This window comes from Streptomyces sp. 3214.6, assembly GCF_900129855.1.
Classification (GTDB): domain Bacteria; phylum Actinomycetota; class Actinomycetes; order Streptomycetales; family Streptomycetaceae; genus Streptomyces; species Streptomyces soliscabiei.
In genome coordinates this window covers 8973103-8996054 of the sequence record NZ_LT670819.1, presented here as the reverse complement: position 1 = coordinate 8996054, position 22952 = coordinate 8973103, and the positions used below count along the sequence as shown (strand labels likewise).

The following is a 22952-nucleotide window of genomic DNA, read 5'->3' as shown; positions in this document are numbered from 1 at the left end:
GACAAGTCGTACCCCTGAGCAGTACGCCGCTCATAGGGTGCTGTCCATGATGGTCCCCGCGGTCCTGCTGCTGCTCGGCGCTCTGACCGCCGCCGTCGGCCCCCGGCTGATCGCCCGGGCCGACTGGCCGGACCGCGAACCGGTGGTGGCCCTGTGGGCGTGGCAGTGCGTGGTGGCGGCGGTCCTGCTGTGCTGCGCGCTGTCGATGACGCTCAGCGCGGCGGCTGCCTGGCACGCGGTGCGCGGCCAGGTCTTCGCACCGGCCCCTCGGCCGGTCGTGGAGGCGTACGCACTGGGTTCGGCCGGTCCTTGGGCGGCGGCGACCGCGGTGACGCTCGCGTGCGGCGGGCTGTGGAGCGGGGCGATGCTGGTGCGGGAGGTGCTGCGCAGTCGGGCCCGAGCCCGGTCCCGGCGCACTGAACTCCGGCTGCGCGCCCCGTTGTTGCCGGGCGAGGAGTTCGCCAGGGGCCGGCTGCTCGTACTGGAGGGCGAGCGCCCGGAAGCCTGGTGGCTGCCCGGCGCGGAACCCCAACTGGTCATCACAACAGCCGCGTTGCGGCGACTGAAGGGCCGCCGGCTCGATGCGGTGCTCGCGCACGAACAGGGGCACGCCCAGGCGCGGCACGACTGGTTGTTGCACTGCTCGACGGCGCTGGCCACCGGGTTTCCGCAGGTGTCGGTGTTCGCCGCGTTCCGCGACGAGATGCACCGACTGGTCGAGTTGTCCGCCGACGACATGGCCTCCCGCCGCTTCGGGCGACTGACGACCGCGCTGGCGCTGGTGGAACTCAACGAGGACCGGGGCGTGTTCGGCCCCTCCCCCACCCCGCAGGCCCATCTCCCGCAGCGCGTACACCGGTTGCTCACCCCGCCCGACCGCCTCACCGCCGCCCGAAGACTCCGCCTGACGGCAGCGGCCTCCCTGGTACCGGTGATCCCCGTGCTGGTGACCCTGGTCCCAGGCCTGCGGGCACTGGGCTGACCGCCCACCGCCCGGGAAACCCGCCCGGAAGCACCCCGTGGCCGGAAACCCGGGGGCCTCGGACAAGCACCCCGGGTCCGGACCGTCGCTCCATGGCTGGAATCAGCCCCCCGAAGGCCGGAACCTGTACCCCTGCGGCCCTGGGCGAGCCTCCGGGTTCGCCTCTCGCCCCCCGGTTCGGCGAGGATCGACCCATGCCCAACCCATCCGTCGACTCCCCGCCCCGTCCCCGGCTCCGCCCCGGCACCCTGCGCCCGGCGCTCCGCAGCGCCCTGGTCCTTGGTGTGTGCTCCGGTCTGCTCCTCGTCCTGGTCGGGGTCGAGTGGCGTCCGCTGATCTCCGTCGACGGCGACATCTCCCGCACCGCCCACCGCTGGGCCGTCGCCGCCCCGGACGTCACCCAGGCCTGCCGCATCCTCACGGACTGGGTCTGGGACCCCCTGACCATGCGTCTGCTCGGCGCGGCGGTCGCCGTGTGGCTGGTGTGGCGGCACGCGGCCTGGTGGACGGCCGGGTGGCTGGTCGTCACGTCGGTGCTGGGCACGCTGATCCAGCAGGGCCTCAAGGCCGGGGTCGGCCGGGCCCGCCCGGTGTGGCCCGACCCCGTCGACTCCGCGCACTACGCCGCGTATCCCTCCGGGCACGCGCTCACCGCGACCGTGGTGTTCGGCCTCCTGCTGTGGCTGCTGCACCGGCACGGCGCCGGGCCCGTCATATGGCGTACGGCGGTGGCGGTGGCGGCAGTCTCCGTGGTGGGCGTGGGGCTGACCCGGATCTGGCTGGGCGTGCACTGGCCGTCGGACGTCCTGGGCGGCTGGCTGCTGGGGGCGCTTCTGGTGACGCTGGCGATCGCGGCACAGCAACGGCAGTGGGGGTGGCGGTCGTGACCGGACCGAGGCGCTGCCCCACGCTCCGGGGGCGTCGGCTCCACCGCCGCCCCAGGCAGTCGGTCGGGCGGCCGGCGAGGTCGGCGACATCGGCCGGGATCTGCGACCGGCGCTGAGGCTGGTGAGGTGAGCTGTCGCGGGACTCCGGCTCGCCATCCTGCAAGCGGTAGCCTCAGGCCACTTTCAGGGGAAAAGCGCGCCCACTCTGGACGATCCCCCGCGTCGCCCAGAGCAGGCGGCAACCCGGCGCACTCCGTCCGGAGTGGACCGGGATGCCCTGAGTATAGTTGGCTGCCAGCCAGTCAACGCAGGAGTTACAGGATGTCCCCGCGCAGCGCCTCGGTCAATGAAGAATTGCGGCGGCGTTCCCGGGAGCGCCTCCTGCAGGCGGCGGTGGAGCTGGTGAGCGAGCGCGGGTACGAGGCGACGACCCTCGCCGACATCGCGGACCGGGCCGGCTCCGCGCGCGGTCTGGTGTCGTACTACTTCCCCGGCAAGCGGCAGCTGGTGCAGTCGGCCGTGCACCGGCTGATGCACTGCACGCTGCAAGAGGCGCTGGAGCGTGAGCCGCGCACCGAGGACGGCCGGGAGCGGATGGCGAGGGCCATCGACGCGATCCTGGGCCTGACCCGGGACCGTACGGTGCTGATGCGCCAGCACATGGCGGGGCTGCTGCAGGCCGAGGGCTTCGTGCAGTGCCCGGAGCAGCAACGGCTGGCCGAACTGCTGCGGGACACCGCTGTCCGGCACGGGTCGCAGGACGTCGACCACGACTACCCGATGCTGCGCTCCCAGCTGATGGGAGCCGTCTACGCGATGGTGCTGCCCAATGTGCCCCTGCCGCTCGCGACCCTGCGCGCCGAGCTGTTCGCGCGCTACCGGCTCGACTGGGAGCGGGGGGTCCCGCCGGACGCCGAGGCGCCCGGCGGGAGATGCGACACCGATCTGTCGCGGTTCTTCGCGACGGACCCGGCTGCCGGGGATCAGTCGAAGTAGTCCGGCTGCGTCTGGACGTTGAGCTCGCGCAGGTGGACCCGCTTCGCCGGATCCGTGCGACGGTCGTCGAGCTTCAGCACGTCGAAGCCCTTGGCGATGTCGTTGGAGTAGATGTAGCCGTTGTAGTAGTACGCCGACCACGCGCCGCCGGTCTGCAGGGTCGTGGTGTTCAGCGGGCCGCGCTCGAAGTAGGCGATCTCCTTCGGCTTCGTCGAGTCGGTGAAGTCCCAGACGGAGACGCCGCCCTGGTACCAGGCCTGGACCATGAGGTCCTTGCCCTTGACCGGGATCAGCGAGCCGTTGTGGGCGACGCAGTTCTCGGTGTCCGCCTGGTGGCGCGGGATCTTGTAGTAGCCGCGGAAGACGAGCTTGCGCTTGTCGCCCTTGCCGACGATGTCGTAGATGCCGTCGGCGCCGCGGTTCGGGCCGGTCGCCTCGTTGCAGGTGGCCGCACCACCGCCGCCGAGCTCGTCGGTGAACACGACCTTGTTCGCCTTCTGGTTGAAGGTCGCCGAATGCCAGAACGCGAAGTTGACGTTGTCCTGGACCTGGTCGATGACCTTCGGGTGCTCCGGATCCTTGATCGAGAACAGGATGCCGTCACCCATGCAGGCGCCGGCCGCCAGGTCCTTCTCCGGCAGCACGGTGATGTCGTGGCAGCCGGTGGTCTTGGAGACGCCGGGGTTCGTGGGAGCGCCGGGGTTGCCGCCGCCGTCCGGGCCCTCGCCCGGGAACAGCACGGGGAAGCTCACGACCGCCGCCTGCTCGGGCGCCTTGCGCGGCACCTTGATGACCGAGATGCCGTCGTGCGGCGGCTGGCAGTCGGGGTAGGCGGCGTTCGGCGAGTACGAGGAGACGTAGATGTAGACGTTCTTGCGCTCGGGCACCAGGGTGTGGGTGTGCGAGCCGCAGGCGGTCTCCACGGCGGCGACGTACTTCGGGTTCGCCTTGTCGCTGATGTCGAAGACCTTCATGCCCTCCCAGGAGGACTTCTCGGTCACCGGCTGCGTGGTGCTGTTGCAACTGCTGTCGCTGCGCGAGGAGTCGGTCGACAGGAAGAGCAGGTTGCCGGAGACGGAGATGTCGTTCTGCGAGCCGGGGCAGAGCACCTGGGCCACGGTCTTCGGGGACTTCGGGTTGCTGATGTCGAAGATGCGGAAGCCGTCGTAGTTGCCGGCGAAGGCGTACTTGCCCTGAAAGGCCAGGTCCGAGTTGGTGCCCGGCAGGGCGTCCTTGGGGATGTTCGTCAGGTGCTCGATGTTGGCGGAGTGGACGATCTCGTCCTGCCCGGGTATCTCGCCCGCCGCGATCGCCTCGGCCGCCTCGGCCCGGACGCCCTGGGACACCTCGCGCTGCACGGCCGGACCGTCCCCCGGGTCGGGGGTCGCGGCTGCCGGAACCGCGGTCAGGAGCGCGGCCAGAAGTCCGCCGCACGCGGCTGCGACTCCCAGCCGTCTGCGGCGTGTTCGGGGATCGTTCAACAGGGTCACTGCTTCCTCCCTCGTCGCCGTTCGCACAGGAACGGTTCACGGTGCTCCGAAGTATCGTCTTCATCATGCACATATCAAAGGCTGGCAACGCACTCGTAATGAATCTTTCTGGTCAGCAATGCGGCCGGTGAAGCGACCAGTGATGCGAAGATCCCTACGAGGACGGATCCCCGTCCCAACTCGCTTGCCCCAGGAGGTCGTTGTGCTCGTTCGCCGCGTGCCCCTCGTCGCAGCCTCGCTGCTGCTCGCACTCGCCCTCACGGGCTGCGACTCCGGGAAGGACACCAAGTCGGGTGCGGCAAGCGGACCTTCGGTGATCGCGCCGGGCAGGCCGGGCGAGGCGAACCGGACCCTCTCCGCCCAGGACGCGGCCGAGCAGCGCGTCGACGACGACACGCCCAACTCGGCCGACGTGGCCTACGCACAGAAGATGATCGAGCACCACGCACAGGCCCTGGAGATGACCGAACTCGCCCCGGGACAGGCCCAGTCGACGACCGTCAAGGGCCTCGCGGCGCGGATCGGAGCAGCGCAGGGGCCGGAGATCGAGGCCATGAAGGCCTGGCTCACGACATACGGCAAGGAAACGGCGAGCAGCGGTCACCAGCACACGGCGATGCCCGGGATGGCCACCGAGGCACAGTTGGCCAAATTGCGTGCGGCGCGCGGCAAGGCGTTCGACGCGCTCTTCCTCACGCTGATGATCACCCACCACGAGGGCGCCCTCACCATGGCCTCGGAGGTCAAGACACAGGGCAACAACGTGCGGATCGAGGAAATGGCGGACGACGTGATGGCCCAGCAGACGAGTGAGATCACGCGGATGCGCGCCATGCAGTGAAGCCGACCCTTCTCTCAGCGTCGAGCGTGACGTGGCGTCAGGTATCCGGCGTCCCGCGCCTGTGAGATCAGCCTCAGGGACCGGCGTCGGCTGTGCCCGGTCGCGCACATGACCGCGAGGACGGGATCCACGCCCTCCTCCTGCGCGGCGCGGTACTCCTGCGCCACCAGCCGCCGGCCCGCGGCGCCGCGCGGCCAGGTCGGGCGGGCACGGCGGACGGCGGGGGGCTCGTCGGCATACGCCGCGACACCGGCATCCACGGCGCCCTCCGTCCCGTCCGCGTCCTCCGCGTCCTCCGCGTCCTCCGCGTCCTCCGTGTCCTCCGTGTCCTCCGTGTCGAGGACAGTGTCGCCGCAGTTCTCGAACAGTGGGCCCTTGATCCGGTCCGCGAGCACCCTCAGATCGACGAGGGACAGGGCCGGCTGGGCCCGGATGTCCTCGATGGAGACACGGCCCTCGGAGACGACGGCCAGCAGCTCGACGTGCGCCCCGTCGGCGAACGCCAGCCGGACATCGAACCAGGAAGTGGCGCCCCCACCCTCCCGGATCTCCCACGCGGGCCACACGGACACCGTGCCGTCCTCGGCGGAACGATCAGAAAGATTAAGAAACGATGCTTCTAGCACAAATAGAACGTAACCTCATGATCGCTTTCCGTACGAACGAACACGCACGCGTCGCAACCGCACAGCACCCTGTCAGCGGAGCGACCATGGTGCGATGCTGGAGTCACCAGCGATCTCCTCCGACCCAAGGGGTAAGGAGTTCCGCCCGTGCTGCGTGTCGCCGTCGTCGGCTCCGGGCCGAGTGGGGTCTACACCGCCCAGAGTCTGGTTCAGCAGGACCCCGAGGTACTCGTCGACGTCCTGGACCGGCTGCCGTGCCCGTACGGGCTCGTGCGGTACGGCGTCGCCCCGGACCACGAGAAGATCAAGTCGCTCCAGCAGAACCTGCGCGCGGTGCTGGAGCACGAGCGGGTGCGCTTCCTCGGCGGGGTCCGGGTCGGCGCGGGCGGGGTGCCCGTGGCCCGGCTGCGCCGGCTCTACCACGCGGTCGTGTACTGCGTGGGCGCCGCGACGGACCGCCGCCTCGGCATCCCTGGCGAGGAGCTGCCGGGCAGCTGGTCGGCCACGGAGTTCGTGTCCTGGTACAGCGCGCATCCGGACGCCGCCGGCGGCCGGTTTCTGCAGGGCGTTCACTCGGCCGTCGTGGTCGGCGTGGGGAATGTCGCGGTGGACGTCACCCGGATCCTGGCCCGGGGCGCGGCCGAGCTGAGCCCCACCGACATGCCGCAGGCGGCGCTGACGGCGCTGGCGGCCGGCACGGTGACCGAGATCCACATGGTGGGCCGGCGCGGCCCGTCCCAGGCCCGCTTCACCACCAAGGAGCTGCGCGAGCTGGGCGGACTGCCGGACACCGAGGTGATCGTGGACGAGGCGGAACTGGCGCTGGACCCGGCGTACGGAGATCCGTCCGCACTGCCGGCGGCGCAGCGGCGCAACGTGGAGGTGCTGCGCGGCTGGGCGTCGGCGCCGACCCGCGGCGCCCGGCGACGGATCCGGCTCCGGTTCTTCCTCCGGCCCGTCGAACTGCGCGCCGACGGGTGCCGGGTGGGTGCGGTGCGCTTCGAGCGGACCGTCCCGGACGGCCACGGCGGGGTGAGCGGCACCGGCGGGTACGAGGACGTCGAGGCGCAGTTGGTGCTGCGGTCGGTGGGGTATCGCGGGGTGCCGCTGGAGGGGCTGCCGTTCGACCCGGAGCGGGGCACGGTGCCGCAGCTCGCCGGGCGGGTGCTGCGCGAGGGCGCGGTCGCGCCGGGCGAGTACGTGGCGGGCTGGATCAAGCGGGGCCCGACCGGTGTCATCGGCACCAACCGGCCGTGCGCGAAGGAGACGGCGACATCCCTGCTGGCGGACGCCCCCGGCCTCATGCGGCGGGAGCTGCCCGGTGATCCGCTCGCGGAGTTGCGAGCCGCCGGGGCCGAGCCCGTCGACTGGGCCGGATGGCTGGCGATCGAGCGGGCCGAGGCGGAGCTGGGCGCCTCGCTGGGACGGAACGTGGTGAAACTGCCGGACTGGGCGTCGCTGCGGGCCGCGGCGAACCCGACCGGGATCGGTGTACAGGACACACAGCCGCAACGTCCGTGAAATCAACAAACTGTTCAAGACTCGTACGGTCTCGTGCAGTGCGGATGCCGCCGCCCCCTTCCCCCGCCGCTCTGGAGTGCCCATGGCCACGACCGCGCCCGTTCATCCCGTCGACGAGGTGCCGCCCGTACGCCAGTTGGCCGCGTTCGGCCTGCAGCATGTGCTCGCGATGTACGCGGGCGCGGTCGCCGTGCCTCTGATCGTGGGCGGTGCGATGAAGCTGTCGCCCGCCGACCTGGCGTATCTGATCACCGCCGATCTGCTGGTGTGCGGCATCGCCACGCTCATCCAGTGTGTCGGCTTCTGGCGCTTCGGCGTCCGGCTGCCGATCATGCAGGGCTGTACGTTCGCGGCGGTGTCGCCGATGGTGCTGATCGGGACGACGGGCGGCGGGCTGCCCGCGATCTACGGCTCGGTGATCGTGGCGGGACTCGCGATCGTGCTGCTGGCACCCGTGTTCGGCAGGCTGTTGCGCTACTTCCCACCGCTGGTCACGGGCACAGTGATCCTGGTCATCGGTGTCTCGCTGCTGCCGGTCGCGGGCAACTGGGCGGCCGGCGGCGTCGGTTCGGCGGACTTCGGGGAGCCGAAGAACATCGGGCTCGCCGCGTTCGTGCTCGTGGTGGTGCTGGGCGTGCAGCGGTTCGCGCCGGTGTTCCTCAGCCGGATCGCGGTGCTGATCGGCATCGTGGTGGGGCTCGCCGTCGCGGTGCCGTTCGGGTTCACGGACTTCGACGGGGTCGGGGACGCCGACTGGGTCGGGATCAGCACGCCGTTCCACTTCGGCGCGCCCACGTTCGAGGCGTCGGCGGTCATCTCGATGCTCGTCGTGGCGCTGGTGACGATGACCGAGACGACCGGCGACCTCATAGCCGTCGGTGAGCTGACGGGCCGTGAGGTCGAGCCGCGCGGTCTCTCCGACGGCCTGCGCGCCGACGGCCTGTCGACCGTCCTCGGCGGTGTCTTCAACACGTTCCCGTACACGGCGTACGCGCAGAACGTCGGGCTGGTGGGCATGACCCGGGTGCGCAGCCGCTGGGTCGTCGCCACCGCGGGCGGCATCCTCGTCCTGCTGGGGCTGCTGCCCAAGCTCGGCGCGGTGGTGGCGGCCGTGCCGGCGCCGGTGCTGGGCGGCGCCGGGCTCGTGATGTTCGGGACCGTGGCCGCGAGCGGTCTGCGCACGCTGGCCCGGGTCGACTTCAAGGACAACCACAACCTCACGGTGGTGGCCGTGTCGGTCGCGATGGGCATGCTGCCGGTCGGCGTGCCCACCATCTACGCGAAGTTCCCCGACTGGTTCCAGACAGTGATGAACAGCGGCATCAGCGCGGGCTGCGTGACGGCGATCGCACTCAACCTGCTCTTCAACCACCTTCCCTCGCGGGCCGGTTCGGCACCGAAGCCGGTTCCCCTCTCCCCCGCCGGCGGGGAACAGCCCGCCGGGCAAGAGGCCGTCTGAGGTGGCAGGCCGGGCGGCCGGGCACACCGGCCGCCCATGGACGTGGGATCTCAACTGTTCGTGCAGGAGGCCCCGTTGAGCGTGAAGGAGCCGGGGGCGGCGCTGTTGCCCGTGTGGTTCGCCTGGTAGCCGATGGTGACGCTCGCGCCCGGGGCGAGCGTGGCGTTGTACGTCGCGTTCGTCGCCGTCACCGCCCCGGAGGCAGGAGCGTATGTGGCGCCCCAGCCGTTGGTGATGGTCTGGCCGGTGGGCAGGGTGAAGCCGAGCTGCCAGCCGTTGACCGTGGCGGCGCCCGTGTTGGTGAGGGTCACCGAGGCGGTCAGGCCGGTACTCCAGGCGTTGGTCGTCGCACTCACCCTGCAACTGCCGGGCTCGGGTTGCGGCGCGGGACCCGAGGCGTCCAGGCCGAAGAAGGTCAGCACGCGGGCGGCCATGCCCCAGGCGTACAGGTTGTGGCCGACGCCCTGGAGACTGATGGCCTCCACCGGGGCCTGGTCACCCGTGCCGCCGTACCGGGTGCGGGTCCAGCCGGAGGCGGGCGTGTCGGTGGCGGACGGGGTCTGGCTCACGCCCCGCACATTGGTCCACTGCTTGATCGCCTCGCCGAAGTTGGGGTAGCGCAGCACGTCGTCCTCGGTACCGTGCCACAGCTGCATGCGCGGCCGGGTCCCGGTGTAGCCGGGGTAGGCGCCGCGGGCGAGGTCGCCCCACTCCTGTGCGGTGTGGATCACGGTGCCGCCGGAGCAGGCGCTGTTCCACTCGGATCCGTCGGTGGTCGCGAAGCAGCCGAACGGGACCCCCGAGAAGGCGGCTCCGGCGGCGAACACGTCGGGGTAGTCGCCGAGCAGGACGTTGGTCATCATCGCCCCGGAGGAGATGCCGGTGACGTAGACGCGTCCGGTGTCGGCCGCGTAGGCGGCGCTCACCCAGTCGATCATCGACTTGATGCCGACGGGGTCGCTGCCACCGCCGCGCTTGAGCGCCTGGGGGGAGGAGACGTCGAAGCACTTGCTGCTGCGGGTGACGGACGGGTAGACGATCACGAAACCGTACTTGTCGGCGAGTTGGGCGTACTCGGTGCCGGAGTACATCGCGGGCCCGGAACCGCCGCACCAGTGGACGGCGACGAGAACGGCCGGGTGCGCGGTGACGGTGGCGGGTGCGTACACGTACATCTGGAGGTTGCTGGGGTTGGCGCCGAAGCCGGTGACCTCGGTGAGCGTGGCGGCGGGGACCGGCGCGGCGGCCTGGGCGGTGGCCGCGGGTACGGTCAGCAGCGCGGCGGCGAGCAGGAGCAGCAGTGCGCCGAACAGCGAACGCAGCGCTCTCCCGGGGGAGTTGGACACGTGCTTGCCCCTTTCTGATAGCGGCTCGGGGGACGTCGTACGTGTGGTGCGGGCGAGAAAGGGCGGGGACGGGCGGGGACGGGCGGAGTCCGTGTCGATCAACCGCCCTAGCTGCCAGGGAAGTTGGGGGCCGCCGCCGCTCGACGCGGGATCCATGCCGTGCCGGAGAAGGCGAACCGGCGACGGCGCTCAGGAGCAGGACGGCGATCAGGACCAGGAGCGGCGGTGAACGTACGCGTGCGCGGAGTCGGCATCGACTCGCTCCTCTCCGACAGGCCGTGAAAGGAAGCGTCGCGTCGCATGGTGGCATGCGCATGCTCGCCATGGAAGCGCTCCCATGCCAACTCTCCGAAAGCCCTTGCCGGTCGCCCGAGCCGCGCCGGGGTGGCCGGATGTGTTCTGCGCAAAGCGTTGACTAGAAAGCGCTTGCCCCCTACGTTCCGTTCAGCAGTGTGACCGAGCCGCTCGCACCAACCCCGCAAAGGGCCGCACTGCCCGTGCACGACGTTCAGAATGGCGCACATCATTCACATACTTGCCCGACTTCCCTCCCTGAAGGGACGCACCCGCATGCGTACAGGCCCCCCACGTACACACCCGCAAAGATCCGCTCTCGTGGCGGCGGCCGCCGCTCTCGCCACGGCGGCGGTCCTCGGCCTCCCCCAGCCGGCCGGCGCCGCCGACAGCTCGCCGGTCGGGTTCGGCGCCAGCACGACCGGCGGCGGCAGCGCCACCGCGGTCACCGTCTCGACGCTGTCCGCCTTCAAGACCGCGGTGACCGGCGGCACGGCGAAGGTCGTGAAGATCAACGGCCTGATCTCGCTGAGCGGTCAGGTCGACATCGGGTCCAACACCACGGTCCTGGGCGTCGGTTCGTCGTCCGGGTTCACCGGCGGCGGGCTGCGTCTGAAGAAGGTGACGAACGTCGTCATCCGCAACCTGAACATCAGCAAGCCGCTCAAGCCGGCCGACGGCATCGAGGTCCAGGCCTCCACCAAGGTGTGGATCGACCACAACTCCTTCTCGGCCGACCGCGATCACGACAAGGACTACTACGACGGCCTGCTGGACATCAATCACGCCTCGGACTACGTGACGGTGTCCTGGAACACCTTCAAGGACCACTTCAAGGGATCGCTCGTCGGCCACAGCGACAACAACGCCGGGCAGGACACCGGGCACTTGAGGGTGACGTACCACCACAACCAGTTCAGCAACGTCTACTCGCGCATCCCCAGTCTGCGCTTCGGCACCGGCCACTTCTACGACAACTACGTCGTCGGAGCCGAGACGGCCGTCCACTCACGCATGGGCGCCCAGATGCTCGTCGAGAACAACGTCTTCCGCTCGACGCAGGTCGCCGTCACCACCAACCGCGACAGCGACGTGGACGGCTACGCCAACCTGACCGGCAACGACCTCGGTGGAGCCGCGACCGAGGTGTCGCAGGTCGGGACGTTCACCAAGCCGCCGTACAGCTACACCGCCGAGCCCGCCCCGTCCGTCGTCGCCTCGGTGACGTCCGGCGCGGGCGCCGGAAAGCTCTGACCTTCCGAAGCACGGTGCAGAGCACTGGCCCGAGCAGTGCCCCGAGCACGTCCGGAGCACCGACCGAAGGCACTCCCCATCCCCCACCTGGAAGAAGGCACGGGACATGACCTCACCAGCACCTTCACCAGCACCTCGGCGCACCCGCGGGCGCGCTCTCACCGGCGGGCTGGCCGCCGTCGGCCTCATGGTTGGCATGATCATGACTAGTGGGGCGCTGACCCCCGCGAGCGCCGCCACCTGGCCCACACCCACCAGCAGCAAGCCGGTGACCGCCACCATCCCGGTCTCCGGCACCAAGGACTACGGGATGCAGCGCCTGTACGGCAGCGGCGACCTCGGCAGCGGCGGCCAGAACGAGGACCAGGACCCGATCCTGGAGCTCGCGCCCGGCGCCGTCCTGAAGAACGTCATCATCGGCGCCCCCGCCGCCGACGGCATCCACTGCAAGGGCAGCTGCACGCTGCAGAACGTCTGGTGGGAGGACGTCGGCGAGGACGCGGCGACCTTCCTCGGCTCCTCCTCGTCCAACGTCTACACCGTCTCCGGCGGCGGGGCGAAGGAGGCCAGCGACAAGGTGTTCCAGTTCAACGGCGCGGGGACGCTGAACGTCTCGAACTTCGCCGTGAAGAACTTCGGCACCTTCGTGCGCAGTTGCGGCAACTGCAAGAGCGGCCAGTACAAGCGCACGATCAACCTCAACACGATCGAGGCGACCTACAAGGGCGGCCGGCTCGTGGGCATCAACACGAACTACGGCGACAGCGCGACCCTGAGGAAGATCACCATCGTCGGGGACAGCAGCAAGAAGATCATCCCGTGCCAGAAGTACATCGGCAACAACACGGGCGCGGAGCCGCCCAAGAACGGCTCGGACGCCGACGGGACGTACTGCAAGTACTCCTCGTCCGACATCACCTACAAGTAGACCCCCCACGGTGAACCCGGCCGTACGAAGCGCACCCGCACGGCGCTTCGTACGGCCGCCGTGTTCGCGCCCCCCCCTGTCAGCGCCCCCTGTCAGCGCCCCCGGTCAGTGCCCCATGGCGCCGGTGATCTCCGCCTGGTACTCCGCGTAGGCGGCGCGCAGGGCCGTGCCCGGCCAGTCGGCCGGGAGGAGTTCGGGGGGCAGCACCGGGTCGGTGAGCAGATGACGTACGACCGTGGCGAAGGCCGCGAGGAGGTCGGCGGGGCGGTCCGCCTGCGCGATGTGGCCGAGCAGGGCTTCCGCGGTGGCGGCCCAGGCGTCCAACGGCCAGAGATCTGCGGCGAGTTCGCGTGCGGGACGGTCCGGGCGGGCGGTGTAGGACTGGGCCACCGGCGTCAGGTCGTCCGGCAGGGGGCGGCTGAGGTTGGCGGGGCGCAGCCAGACGCCCTCGCGGAGTTCGGCCATGCGCAGCGCGGCCAACCGGGCGCGCAGGTCGGCGCGTTCGGCGGGACCGCGCCCCGTGGCCGTGATCACCACCATCTCCCAGTCGCCGTCCCACGCGCGCGTGCGGGCGGCCACCGCGTCGTCCTGCCGGCGCTGACGGGCCAGCAGGCGGCTGCTGAGCCGGTAGACAGAGTCGGTGCGCCGCAGGTCACCGGCGGCCACCATGCGGCTGAGCGCGGCACGCAGCGTGGAGCCGCCGACGCCGAACGGCTCGACGGCGCGCACGAGGTCCTTCACCGGGAGCTCCGGCGGGTGCGCGCCCAGCAGCAGGCTCAGCACGACCGACCGCGCGGACAGCGGCCGCAGGCCGAGCTCACCGGACTGCTCTGACACGTTCATGCGCATGAGCACGTACTGTACGGGCGCCCCGATGTTGCATCATTGCTACGACCGCAGGGAAGGTGCAACATGGGGCGCATGGCATCGACACCCGCGCCCTCGCAGCCCCAGCCGACGTACACCACGCACGAGGTCACCAACCAGCCCCCGCCGCTGACGCCGTACGACGCCTCCGAGGACACCGCCCTGCTGGAGGGGCTGCGCCGGGAGGGCGCCGGATGGGCGGAGGAGGACGTCCGGCGGCTCGGCCTGCGGGCCGGCAGCGCGGAGGCGCAGGAGTGGGCCGAGCAGGCCAACGTCCACGAGCCGGTGCTGCGTACCCACGACCGGTACGGCAACCGTGTCGACGAGGTCGACTTCCATCCCGGCTGGCACCACCTGATGCGGGCCGCGGTCGCCGCGGGGCTGGCCGGCGCGCCGTGGGCGGACGACCGGCCCGGCGCCCATGTCGCCCGCACCGCCGGCGGGCTGGTGTGGGGGCATACCGACGCGGGTCACGGCTGTCCGACGTCGATGACGTACGCGGCCGTCCCCGCGCTGCGCGCGCAGCCGGACCTGGCGAAGGTCTACGAACCCCTGCTGACCGGCCGGGAGTACGACCCGGAGCTGCGGGTGCCGACGGAGAAGCCCGGACTGCTCGCCGGCATGGGGATGACCGAGAAGCAGGGCGGCTCCGACGTCCGCGCGAACTCAACGACGGCGACCCCGACGGCCGAGCCGGGCGTGTACACGCTGCGCGGACACAAGTGGTTCACGTCAGCGCCGATGTGCGATGTGTTCCTGGTGCTGGCGCAGGCTCCGCAGGGGCTGTCGTGCTTCCTGGTGCCGCGGATCCTGCCCGACGGCAGCCGCAACACCTTCCGCATCCAGCGACTCAAGGACAAGCTGGGCAACCGCTCCAACGCCTCCTCCGAGCCGGAGTTCGAGGGAACCGTGGCCTGGCTGGTCGGGCCCGAGGGCCGGGGCGTGAAGACGATCATCGAGATGGTCAACTGCACGCGCCTGGACTGCGTGATGATGTCGGCGACGCTGATGCGCAAGACGCTCGTCGAGGCGGGTCATCATGTCCGGTATCGCAGCGCGTTCGGGGCACGCCTCGTCGACCAGCCGCTGATGCGCAACGTCCTGGCCGACCTGGCGCTGGAGTCCGAGGCCGCCACCACGCTCACGCTGCGGCTGGCGGGCGCCGCGGACCGGGCGATCCGCGGGGACACGGGCGAGGCGGCGTTCCGGCGGATCGCGACCGCCGTCGGCAAGTACTGGGTCACCAAACGGGGTCCGGCGTTCACCGCGGAGGCGCTGGAATGCCTGGGCGGCAACGGCTACGTGGAGGAGTCGGGCATGCCCCGCCACTATCGCGAGGCTCCCCTGCTGTCGATCTGGGAGGGCTCGGGCAACGTCAACGCCCTCGACGTACTGCGGGCGCTCAGGCGGGAACCGGGCACCGCGCAGGCCTTCTTCGACGAACTCGCCCTGGCGCGCGGCGCGGACGCCCGGCTGGACGCGGCGGTCGTCCGGCTCGAGGGCCTGCTGACCGCCGGCTCCGAGGCCGGCGCCCGCCGTCTGGTGGAGCAGATGGCGCTCGCCCTCCAGGCCTCCCTGCTGGTCCGGCACGCGCCGCCCGCGGTGGCCGACGCCTTCTGCGCGACCCGGTTGGGCGGCGACTGGGGGCACGCGTTCGGGACGCTCCCGGACGGCGCCGATGTCGACGCCGTCCTGGAGCGGAGCCTTTCCGTCCCGCACTGACCGTCCCCACCTGCGAGTCATCGCGAACAACCGAAGTGCGGGGTCGGTCAGCCTGTTGGGCGGCCCCACAGGGCGTCGAAGCGGGCCCAGTCGGTGTCCCACTGTTCCACGCGGCGGCGTTCCAGGCGGCCTCGTACGAAGCGGCCGCCCGCGAGGGGGAGGGCCGCCGTGCCGACTCCGGCCAAGCCGCCGACGAGCGAGGCACGCAGTCTGGCCTGGGAGGCGGTGGCCGGCTTCGTCACCAGGCGGCCCTGTCGGTCCGTCCAGACCGTGACGGGCGTGCCGACGGCGCTGCCGGGGCCGACCCGGACCTGGCCCGTGTGCGCGGAACCGTCCGGCCCCGTCCAGCCCACCTTCGCCCACACCTGATCGCCGCTGGCGGAACCGCTCGCGGCGGCCTTGCCCGGCGCCTGCTCGGACAGCCGCCCCACGAGGGGCCGCCACTCGACGCGTTCCCGCGCCAGACCGTGCTCGACGGACCCTGCGGTCGCCAACCCCGCCAGCACCCCGGCGAGGACGGTCAGCCCCCACACACCGAGCACGACCCAGGACTCCACCGTGTCGGCGCGACGCTTGAGCGGGTTGCGCCGCCAGCGCCACAGCCACAGCTTCGGACCACGGAACGCCATCGAAGGCTTCCTCCTCGTGAGCATGAACATCCCAGCCGCCCTCCCATACGGGGCAGGCGGGCCCGATGCTCAGGACGACTCCCTCATCCCGACGGTCCCACGCCTGCGCCGCCCGCGCAGACGCCTGTCGGAAAGTGGCCGAGGACATGCGCCCCCAACCCGCCTCCAATGCTGTGACCTGCGGCGACGACGTTTCCGGAGGTGACTGTCAGTGGCGGGGTGCAGACTGGCCGGTGTCTGGGACAAGGACGTCGAGGACACAGCGGAGGAGATCGGCATGACCGAGGTACTGCTCGCCGTGGGCACACGCAAAGGCCTGTTCATCGGGCGGCGGCGCGGCGGCGCATGGGAGTTCGACGAATCACCCTATTTCAACGCACAGGCGATCTACTCGGTCGCCATCGACACCCGAGGCGACCGTCCGCGGCTGCTGGCCGGCGGCGACAGCGCGCACTGGGGGCCGTCGGTGTTCCACTCCGACGACCTCGGCCGTACGTGGACCGAACCGGCGAAACCCGCCGTCAAGTTCCCGCAGGACACCAAGGCCTCGCTGGAGCGCGTGTGGCAGCTGCACCCGGCGGCGGCCGAGCCGGACGTGGTGTACGCGGGCACGGAACCGGCCGCGCTGTACCGCTCGGAGGACCGCGGCGAGAGCTTCGAACTGGTCCGCCCGCTGTGGGAGCACCCGACGCGCTCGCAGTGGGTGCCGGGCGGCGGCGGGGAGGGCCTGCACACGGTCCTCACCGACGAACGCGACCCGCGGGCGGTGACGGTGGCCGTGTCCACGGCCGGGGTGTTCCGCACGACCGACGGCGGCGCGAGCTGGGCCCCCTCCAACTCCGGTGTCTCCGCGGTGTTCCTGCCGGATCCGAACCCGGAGTTCGGCCAGTGCGTGCACAAGGTCGCGAGGGACGCGTCGAACCCGGACCGCCTCTACCTGCAGAACCACTGGGGGGTCTACCGCAGTGACGACGCGGGCCTGCGGTGGACCGACATCGGGGCGGGCCTGCCGTCCACCTTCGGCTTCGCCGTCGCCGCGCACCCGACGCGCGGGGACACGGCGTACGTGTTCCCGATCACCGCCGACGCGGACCGGGTGCCCGCCGACCGGCGCTGCCGGGTCTTCCGCACCGCGGACGCGGGCAACAGCTGGGAGCCGCTCACGGCAGGCCTGCCGCAGGAGGACCACTACGGCACGGTCCTGCGCGACGCGCTCCGGACGGACGACGCGGACCCGGCGGGCGTGTACTTCGGCAACCGCAACGGCGAGGTGTTCGCCTCCGCCGACGACGGCGACAGCTGGCGGCAACTGGCCTCGCATCTGCCGGACGTCCTGTGCGTGCGGGCCGCGGTGGTCGGATGAGGGGAGCCCTGCGACGGAAGCGGCCGGGCAGCCTTGGCCACTGGTTGATCACCGTTGTGCGTACGGCAGTAGGGTGACGCCGTGGCACCACGACCCTTGCATGAAATCGTCGAACCGGGCTGGGCGAAGGCCCTCGAACCCGTCGCCGGAAGGATCGCCGGGATGGGCGACTTCCTGCGCACGGAGATCGCCTCGGGACGTACCTACCTCCCGGCCGGGCAGAACGTCCTGCGGGCCTTCCAGCAACCCTTCGAGGACGTCCGCGTCCTGATCGTCGGACAGGACCCGTACCCGACGCCCGGGCATGCGGTGGGACTGTCGTTCTCGGTCGCTGCGGAGGTCCGCCCGCTGCCCGGCAGCCTGATCAACATCTACCGGGAGCTGAACACCGACCTGGGCCTGCCCCAGCCGTCCAACGGCGACCTGACGCCGTGGACGCAGCAGGGGGTGCTGCTGCTGAACAGGGCGCTCACCACGGCGCCGCGCAAGCCGGCCGCGCACCGCGGCAAGGGCTGGGAGGAGGTCACCGAGCAGGCGATACGGGCGCTGGCGGCGCGCGGCAAGCCCTTGGTCTCCATCCTGTGGGGCCGTGACGCCCGCAACCTGCGTCCGCTGCTGGGGGATCTGCCGTCGGTGGAGTCCGCGCACCCCTCCCCCATGTCGGCCGACCGCGGTTTCTTCGGCTCACGGCCGTTCAGCAGGGCCAACGACCTGTTGGTCCGGCAGGGAGGTCAGCCGGTGGACTGGCGCCTGCCGTGACCGCCGACGCCGGTCACGGCGACGGCACCGGCATCCTCGCCGTGGATTCGGGCGGTTCGGGGCTGCGGGTCGCGCTGGGAGTCGCCGGGCAGGAGATCCTGGGCCGGTGTTCGTCCGACCTGCCCGTGCGCACCGGTGCACGGGGCATCGACGCGGGTCACCTGATGGCGCGACTGACGCCTCTGGTCCGGGCGTTGAGGGACGAGACCGGCGCCCCGTCGCCGACCACGGCCGTCGTGGGAGCGGCCGGGCTCAGCACGTTGGGCGACGCCCTGCGCGCCGAGCTTCCGGGCGCGCTGGCGCGGGAGTTCGGGGTCCGCAGGACCGCGCTCGTCGCCGATGCCGTCACCGCCTACGTCGGCGCGCTCGGGGCACGGCCGGGAGCCGTGGTGGCCGCGGGCACGGGTCTGATCGCGGTCGGTACGGATCTGACGGCCTGGCAGCGGGCGGACGGCTGGGGTCATCTGCTGGGCGACTGCGGGAGCGGCGCCTGGATCGGCCGGGCCGGGCTGGAAGCCGCATTGCGTGCGTACGACGGGCGTCCGGGCGGATCCGCACCGCTCCTGGCCCGTGCCGAGAAGCGGTTCGGGCCGATGCCCGCACTGCCCGGGCTGCTCTACCCGCGCCAGGACCGCCCCGCCGTCCTCGCCTCCTTCGCACCGGACGTGGCCGGTTGCGCCGAGGACGACCCGGTCGCCACCGGCATCCTGCGGGCGGCGGCCCGGCACATGGCCGCGTCGGCCGCCGCCGTCTGCCCGCCCGGCGGAGCGCCCCGGATCGCCCTCACCGGGGGCCTGTTCAACCTGGGCGATCCCCTTCTCGTCCCCCTGGAGGACGAATTGGCGAGACAGCTGCCGCACGCCCGGCGGGTGCCCGCCGAGGGCGATCCGCTGGACGGCGGCGTGCGCATCGCCACCGCACTGGCGACGGGCACGCTCACGCTGCCGGCCGAGGAGACACTGCTCTCGGTGGTGCACCATCCGTAGTGCAGTGGGCGTAGAGAACGTACGTCGCGGTCCAAAAGCGGGGATTGCCCCCTTCGAGGGCAAGTCTCCCGGAAAACACGCTGATCACTTCTGATCCGTACGTAACTCATCAGACAAAACAGGACGGATACCGCTCACCTGCACCCTCCCCGAACAGGGGAGCCCAGGAAGCCAGTAACATGCGTCGCCATGAGCTCCCCCACTGGGCCCGCGTCCGGCCTGCCAGTACGAATGCCGCGACCTCGCCAGCCCGGGCGGCACCGCCGACCCGAGCCGCTGGCGGCTCCCGAGGGCGCGCCCGCCCTCGTTCTCGCGGTGCCGGGTACGCCGAGCGCCGCCACCCGCGGCCTCGCCGAGGAGATCGTGAGCATCGCTCGCTCCGAGCTTCCCGGCCTGGACGCGCGTATCGGTTACCTCGACGGGGACGACACCGAGTTCCCCACCCTGCAGTCCGTGCTCACGTACGCCGCCGAGGAGCGCACCGCCCGCTTCGAGCAGGCCCGTGCCGCCGGTCTGGACGTCAAGGAGCCCGACGGCCCCGTCGCCGTCGTCGTGCCGCTGCTGGCCGGCCCCGACAACTCGCTGCTGCGCCAGGTCCGCCAGGCCGTCATGGAGAGCCGGATCGCGGCCGAGCTGACCGATGTGCTCGGCCCGCACCCGCTGCTCGCCGAGGCGCTGCACGTGCGGCTGTCCGAGGCGGGCCTGGCCCGCGCGGACCGCGCCCGGCTGTTCACCGTGGCGACGGCCGCGGACGGCATCATCCTGGCCTCCGTGGGCGGCGAGGAGGCCGTGCAGGCGGCGGGGATCACCGGCATGCTGCTCGCCGCGCGCCTCGCCGTGCCGGTGATGGCCGCGGCCCTCGACCAGGAGGGCTCCATCGCCTCCGTCGCCGAGCAGCTGCGTTCCTCCGGATCCCAGCAGCTCGCCCTGGCGCCGTACCTGATCGGCCCGGAGATCGACGCCACGCTGATCGAGGAGGCGGCCAAGGAGGCGGGCTGCGCCGCCGCCGAGGCGCTCGGCCCGTACCCGGCCATCGGCAAGCTCGCGCTGGCCAAGTACACGACCGCCCTCGGCATCGCGCCGCCGCAGCCGCAGGGCACGCCGGTCCGTTGAAACCACGGTTAGAGGACGCAGTACGACCCGAAGGGCCCGCTTCCGGCTGAGAAGCGGGCCCTTCGTCGTGCGGGCTGCCGAGGCCGGGACCGGGGTCGCGAGACAGGGGCTCTCAGCCGAGAATCACGCAGGACGCGGCCGGGACGGGGATCGAGCCGCCGCGCCGGGGCAGGCCGGTGGCCGGGTCCAGGGTGAACCAGGTGACGTCGCCGGAGCGCTCGTTGGCGACGTAGAGGCAGCGGCCCGGGCCGTCGACGGCGACGGCCCGCGGCCAGTCACCGGCGCAGGGCACCGTGCCGACCAGCCGCAGGGCGTCCCCCTCGCCCTCGACCGCGAACACGGAGAGCACGTCCTCGCCGCGGGTCGCGGTCCAGAGGAACCTGCCGTCGGGCGAGACGGCGAGCCCCGAGGGGTAGGCGTCCCCGGCCGGGGCGCCGGGCAGCACGGCTGCCTCGGCCAGCGGTTTCAGCGAGCCGTCCGAGGCGTCCCAGCGGCAGACGGTGACGGTCGGAGTGAGTTCGTTGACGACGTAGGCGTACCCGCCGCTGGGGTGGAAGGCCAGGTGGCGGGGTCCGGAGCCGGGGCGCAGCGCGTGCTCCCGGTGCAGGACGGGGCTGCCGTCGCGCAGGGCGCACACCCGCACGGAATCCGTGCCCAGGTCCACGCTCACCACCCAGCGGCCGCTCGGATCGGGCTGCACCTGGTGGGCGTGCGGGCCCTGCTGGCGTCGCGTGTGCGGGCCCGAGCCGGTGTGCCGCAGGACGCCGGAGGCGACGCGGGCCAGGGTGCCGTCCGGGCGGACCGGGACGGCGGTGACGCTGCCGGAACCGTAGTTGGCGGTAAGGACATGGCCGTCGAACACGCTGAGGTGCGTGGGCCCGCTGCCGCCGACGGGCACGGGCGGTCCGGCCGGCTCCGGCACATCGCCCTCGACCCGGTAGGCGGCCACCGCGCCGTCCGCCGTCTCGCTGACCGCGTACAGCGTGTCCCCGGCGGGCGACAGGGCCAGGTACGAGGGGTCGGGGACGCCGTTCACGCTGCTCAGGACGGTCAGGGCGCCGCTGTCCGGGTCCACGGCGGCGGCCACGATGCCGGGCCCTCCAGCCGCCGTGAACGAGCCGATGAACGCCCGCTGTCGTCTTCCGCCGAGGTCTGCCACCGCTGTCCCCTCCCGGGTCGCCGCTCTCGCTGCTGACGCTGCTGCTCGGGGTGACGGTAGCAGTCGATCAGCAGCGGTCTAGACCAGACTCGCTCGCCGCGTCGGGAAGCCCGCGCCCGCTCAGGCGCCGAGCGAGGCCCGGTGGGAGCCACGCAGGGGGACCGCGAGTTCGAGGAGGGCCTGTTCGAGGGCGTGGAGATGGGCCAGTACCGGCTCGGCCGGCGCACCGTGCGACGCGGCGGCGGTGGGTGCGGGGTGCCGCGGCCCGTCGGTCGGCGGGGCGGTGAGCGACTCGACGGCGGCCTCCACACGCCAGCAGGCGGCGACGAGCCGGGCGTCGTGCGAGGCCTCGGGGTCCGCGACGACCGAGGCCAGGGCGCGCACCTCGCGGGCGCAGTCGTCGAGCAGCGCGAGCACGTGCCGGGCCCGCGCCTTGCGGGCCCGCAGCGGGCTGAGCGGGTGCACCAGCGGCGCCAGGGACTGCCGGACCCGGGCCAGGATCTGCTCCAGCTCGGCCACCCGCCGGGCCGGGTCCGCCGTAGGGGAGCCCGCGAGCCTGGCGGCGGCCTCGGCGGTGCACGTGTGCACGCAGCGCAGGGCACGCTCCACCCAGGCGTCGGTGACGGAGTGCGTCGTCACGGGAAGCACCAGCAGCACCGCCAGCACGGCGCCCAGCGCTCCCACGGCCGTCTCGGTGACCCGGAGGGCGAGCAGGGCCGGGTCGAGCACGCCGAGCAGCCCGTACAGCGCGCTGGCCATGACCGTGACGGCGAGCATCATCCAGGTGTAGGAGACGGCGGCGGAGTAGAAGATCCCGAAGACGGCGACCGTGACGATCGCGGCGGTCGCCACCGGCTCCCCGTGCAGGGGCACGGCCACGAGCAGGCCCAGCACGATGCCGATGGCGGTGCCGAGGAGCCTGCGGAAGCCCCGGACCAGCGTCTCGCCGCGCGAGGTGGTGTTCACGAACACCCACCACGTGGCGCCCACCGCCCAGTACCAGCGCTGGTCGGACAGCGTCTGTCCGACGACGAGGGCGATTCCGGCGCCCGCGGTCGCCTGGACCGCCTGCCGTGTGGTGATCCGCGCCAGTCCCGTGCCACCGGCCGGCGGGGCGACGGGGGCCGGCGGCGTCGGGAGCCGCCGCTCGTAGCACCACAGCCCGAAACGCACCGTCGACGACGCCGCCAGCGACATCAGCACGGCGGCGTAGAGCTCGGGCAGCTGCCCGGGGACGGTGTGCAGGAACTGTGCGGCGAAGAAGGTCATGAACGCGAACACCCCGAGCGCGTGGCCGCGTGGCCCCCAGCGCCGTGCGTACGCACCGGCCCCGACGACGGTGAGGAAGGCCAGGTCACGGGCGACGGGCAGCTCGTGCAGGACGGCCGCGAGAGCGAGCACCGGCAGCCCGGCGACCGGGAGCAGAGCGGTCGTGACGGCCTGTCCGCGCACGGTCGCGTCGGTCACCGTGAACAGGGCGAGCAGTGCCGCGAGACCTCCGGTGACGGCCGCCGCCAGCGAATGCCCGGCGAGACCGCACAGCGCGACGGCGAGCCCGATGCCCAGCACGGCCCGGGAGGCGAACCGCAGCCGCACACGCCCCGGATCCGGTGCCACGAACGCCCTCTTCAGCAAGCTGCCCCGCCCCTTCCCCACCCTGAGCACCGCGCCATGGGACACGCCATGTGATGCGGCATGTGATGCGACATGAGAAAGGCGCCGCGGAGTCC

At 72.0% G+C, this 22952-nt stretch carries 20 protein-coding genes; 13 read left to right on the top strand and 7 right to left on the bottom strand.

The genetic code is table 11. The annotated features are described in order from the left end of the window. Positions 1 to 46: 46 nt before the first annotated feature. From B5557_RS40430 to B5557_RS40420, 3 genes are all read left to right on the top strand, one after another. Positions 47 to 982: a M56 family metallopeptidase gene (locus tag B5557_RS40430; protein ID WP_079665256.1), complete on the top strand. Its 936-nt coding sequence runs from the start codon at positions 47 to 49 to the stop codon at positions 980 to 982. Positions 983 to 1176: 194 nt separating this feature from the next. After that, complete coding sequence (locus B5557_RS40425) at positions 1177 to 1869, top strand: phosphatase PAP2 family protein (RefSeq protein ID WP_079664162.1); 693 nt, start codon at positions 1177 to 1179, stop codon at positions 1867 to 1869. Between the two features lie 321 nt (positions 1870 to 2190). Next, complete coding sequence (locus tag B5557_RS40420; protein ID WP_079664161.1) at positions 2191 to 2865, top strand: TetR/AcrR family transcriptional regulator; 675 nt, start codon at positions 2191 to 2193, stop codon at positions 2863 to 2865. Here B5557_RS40420 and B5557_RS40415 read toward each other — a convergent pair. Next, positions 2853 to 4355 (bottom strand): LVIVD repeat-containing protein, encoded by a 1503-nt coding sequence (locus B5557_RS40415; protein WP_079664160.1) that lies wholly within the window; start codon positions 4353 to 4355, stop codon positions 2853 to 2855. The genes B5557_RS40420 and B5557_RS40415 overlap by 13 nt on opposite strands. 142 nt (positions 4356 to 4497) lie before the next feature. On the opposite strand from B5557_RS40415, the gene B5557_RS40410 reads away from it, so the two are divergent. Then, positions 4498 to 5196, top strand: a complete 699-nt coding sequence (locus tag B5557_RS40410) for a DUF305 domain-containing protein (protein WP_079664159.1) — start codon at positions 4498 to 4500, stop codon at positions 5194 to 5196. 14 nt (positions 5197 to 5210) lie between these two features. Here B5557_RS40410 and B5557_RS40405 read toward each other — a convergent pair whose 3' ends face one another. Further along, complete coding sequence (locus tag B5557_RS40405) at positions 5211 to 5768, bottom strand: DUF6214 family protein (protein ID WP_079664158.1); 558 nt, start codon at positions 5766 to 5768, stop codon at positions 5211 to 5213. 201 nt (positions 5769 to 5969) lie between these two features. On the opposite strand from B5557_RS40405, the gene B5557_RS40400 reads away from it, so the two are divergent. Both B5557_RS40400 and B5557_RS40395 read left to right on the top strand, forming a co-directional pair. Beyond that, on the top strand, positions 5970 to 7343 hold the full coding sequence (locus B5557_RS40400; protein WP_079664157.1) for an FAD-dependent oxidoreductase: 1374 nt from the start codon (positions 5970 to 5972) through the stop codon (positions 7341 to 7343). 82 nt (positions 7344 to 7425) lie between these two features. Then, complete coding sequence (locus tag B5557_RS40395) at positions 7426 to 8802, top strand: nucleobase:cation symporter-2 family protein (protein ID WP_079664156.1); 1377 nt, start codon at positions 7426 to 7428, stop codon at positions 8800 to 8802. A 50-nt stretch (positions 8803 to 8852) separates the two neighbouring features. On the opposite strand, the gene B5557_RS40390 is transcribed toward B5557_RS40395, so the two are convergent. Next, entirely contained in the window at positions 8853 to 10148 is a 1296-nt protein-coding gene (locus B5557_RS40390) for an extracellular catalytic domain type 1 short-chain-length polyhydroxyalkanoate depolymerase (RefSeq protein WP_079664155.1), read from the bottom strand. A gap of 570 nt (positions 10149 to 10718) precedes the next feature. Between B5557_RS40390 and B5557_RS40385 the strand changes: the two genes are divergently transcribed. After that, positions 10719 to 11696 carry a pectate lyase family protein gene (locus B5557_RS40385; RefSeq protein ID WP_079664154.1) on the top strand — a complete coding sequence of 326 codons (978 nt, stop codon included), beginning with the start codon at positions 10719 to 10721 and terminating at the stop codon, positions 11694 to 11696. A 187-nt stretch (positions 11697 to 11883) separates the two neighbouring features. After that, the gene (locus B5557_RS40380) at positions 11884 to 12624 is read left to right on the top strand and encodes a pectate lyase (RefSeq protein WP_443031376.1); all 741 of its coding nucleotides are present in this window, start codon (positions 11884 to 11886) and stop codon (positions 12622 to 12624) included. A gap of 105 nt (positions 12625 to 12729) precedes the next feature. Here B5557_RS40380 and B5557_RS40375 read toward each other — a convergent pair whose 3' ends face one another. Next, positions 12730 to 13473 (bottom strand): PaaX family transcriptional regulator C-terminal domain-containing protein, encoded by a 744-nt coding sequence (locus tag B5557_RS40375; protein ID WP_079664152.1) that lies wholly within the window; start codon positions 13471 to 13473, stop codon positions 12730 to 12732. A 72-nt stretch (positions 13474 to 13545) separates the two neighbouring features. On the opposite strand from B5557_RS40375, the gene B5557_RS40370 reads away from it, so the two are divergent. Further along, positions 13546 to 15213 (top strand): acyl-CoA dehydrogenase family protein, encoded by a 1668-nt coding sequence (locus B5557_RS40370; protein WP_443031317.1) that lies wholly within the window; start codon positions 13546 to 13548, stop codon positions 15211 to 15213. A 47-nt stretch (positions 15214 to 15260) separates the two neighbouring features. Here B5557_RS40370 and B5557_RS40365 read toward each other — a convergent pair whose 3' ends face one another. Next, positions 15261 to 15842, bottom strand: a complete 582-nt coding sequence (locus tag B5557_RS40365) for an Rv1733c family protein (protein WP_079664150.1) — start codon at positions 15840 to 15842, stop codon at positions 15261 to 15263. A gap of 211 nt (positions 15843 to 16053) precedes the next feature. Here B5557_RS40365 and B5557_RS40360 point away from each other — a divergent pair, with 211 nt between their 5' ends. From B5557_RS40360 to B5557_RS40345, 4 genes are all read left to right on the top strand, one after another. Continuing rightward, positions 16054 to 17205: a WD40/YVTN/BNR-like repeat-containing protein gene (locus B5557_RS40360; protein WP_079664149.1), complete on the top strand. Its 1152-nt coding sequence runs from the start codon at positions 16054 to 16056 to the stop codon at positions 17203 to 17205. Positions 17206 to 17286: 81 nt separating this feature from the next. Further along, a complete protein-coding gene (locus B5557_RS40355; RefSeq protein WP_079664148.1) occupies positions 17287 to 17964 on the top strand; it encodes a uracil-DNA glycosylase in 678 nt (225 codons plus the stop codon). After that, positions 17961 to 18950 (top strand): N-acetylglucosamine kinase, encoded by a 990-nt coding sequence (locus B5557_RS40350; RefSeq protein WP_079664147.1) that lies wholly within the window; start codon positions 17961 to 17963, stop codon positions 18948 to 18950. The genes B5557_RS40355 and B5557_RS40350 overlap by 4 nt, the downstream gene beginning before the upstream one ends. A 189-nt stretch (positions 18951 to 19139) precedes the next feature. Next, positions 19140 to 20063, top strand: coding sequence for a sirohydrochlorin chelatase (locus B5557_RS40345; protein ID WP_099937959.1), 924 nt, complete (start codon positions 19140 to 19142; stop codon positions 20061 to 20063). A 112-nt stretch (positions 20064 to 20175) separates the two neighbouring features. Here B5557_RS40345 and B5557_RS40340 read toward each other — a convergent pair whose 3' ends face one another. Both B5557_RS40340 and B5557_RS40335 read right to left on the bottom strand, forming a co-directional pair. After that, complete coding sequence (locus B5557_RS40340) at positions 20176 to 21222, bottom strand: lactonase family protein (protein WP_079664145.1); 1047 nt, start codon at positions 21220 to 21222, stop codon at positions 20176 to 20178. Between the two features lie 120 nt (positions 21223 to 21342). After that, on the bottom strand, positions 21343 to 22857 hold the full coding sequence (locus B5557_RS40335) for an FUSC family protein (protein WP_079664144.1): 1515 nt from the start codon (positions 22855 to 22857) through the stop codon (positions 21343 to 21345). Positions 22858 to 22952: the final 95 nt, after the last annotated feature.

Coding starts and splice junctions, on each gene's coding strand:
- B5557_RS40430 (WP_079665256.1), top strand. CDS start 47: ATGATGGTCCCCGCGGTCCTGCTGCTGCTCGGCGCTCTGACCGCCGCC.
- B5557_RS40425 (WP_079664162.1), top strand. CDS start 1,177: ATGCCCAACCCATCCGTCGACTCCCCGCCCCGTCCCCGGCTCCGCCCC.
- B5557_RS40420 (WP_079664161.1), top strand. CDS start 2,191: ATGTCCCCGCGCAGCGCCTCGGTCAATGAAGAATTGCGGCGGCGTTCC.
- B5557_RS40410 (WP_079664159.1), top strand. CDS start 4,498: ATGCGAAGATCCCTACGAGGACGGATCCCCGTCCCAACTCGCTTGCCC.
- B5557_RS40395 (WP_079664156.1), top strand. CDS start 7,426: ATGGCCACGACCGCGCCCGTTCATCCCGTCGACGAGGTGCCGCCCGTA.
- B5557_RS40385 (WP_079664154.1), top strand. CDS start 10,719: ATGCGTACAGGCCCCCCACGTACACACCCGCAAAGATCCGCTCTCGTG.
- B5557_RS40380 (WP_443031376.1), top strand. CDS start 11,884: ATGGTTGGCATGATCATGACTAGTGGGGCGCTGACCCCCGCGAGCGCC.
- B5557_RS40375 (WP_079664152.1), bottom strand. CDS start 13,473: ATGCGCATGAACGTGTCAGAGCAGTCCGGTGAGCTCGGCCTGCGGCCG.
- B5557_RS40370 (WP_443031317.1), top strand. CDS start 13,546: ATGGCATCGACACCCGCGCCCTCGCAGCCCCAGCCGACGTACACCACG.
- B5557_RS40365 (WP_079664150.1), bottom strand. CDS start 15,842: ATGGCGTTCCGTGGTCCGAAGCTGTGGCTGTGGCGCTGGCGGCGCAAC.
- B5557_RS40345 (WP_099937959.1), top strand. CDS start 19,140: ATGAGCTCCCCCACTGGGCCCGCGTCCGGCCTGCCAGTACGAATGCCG.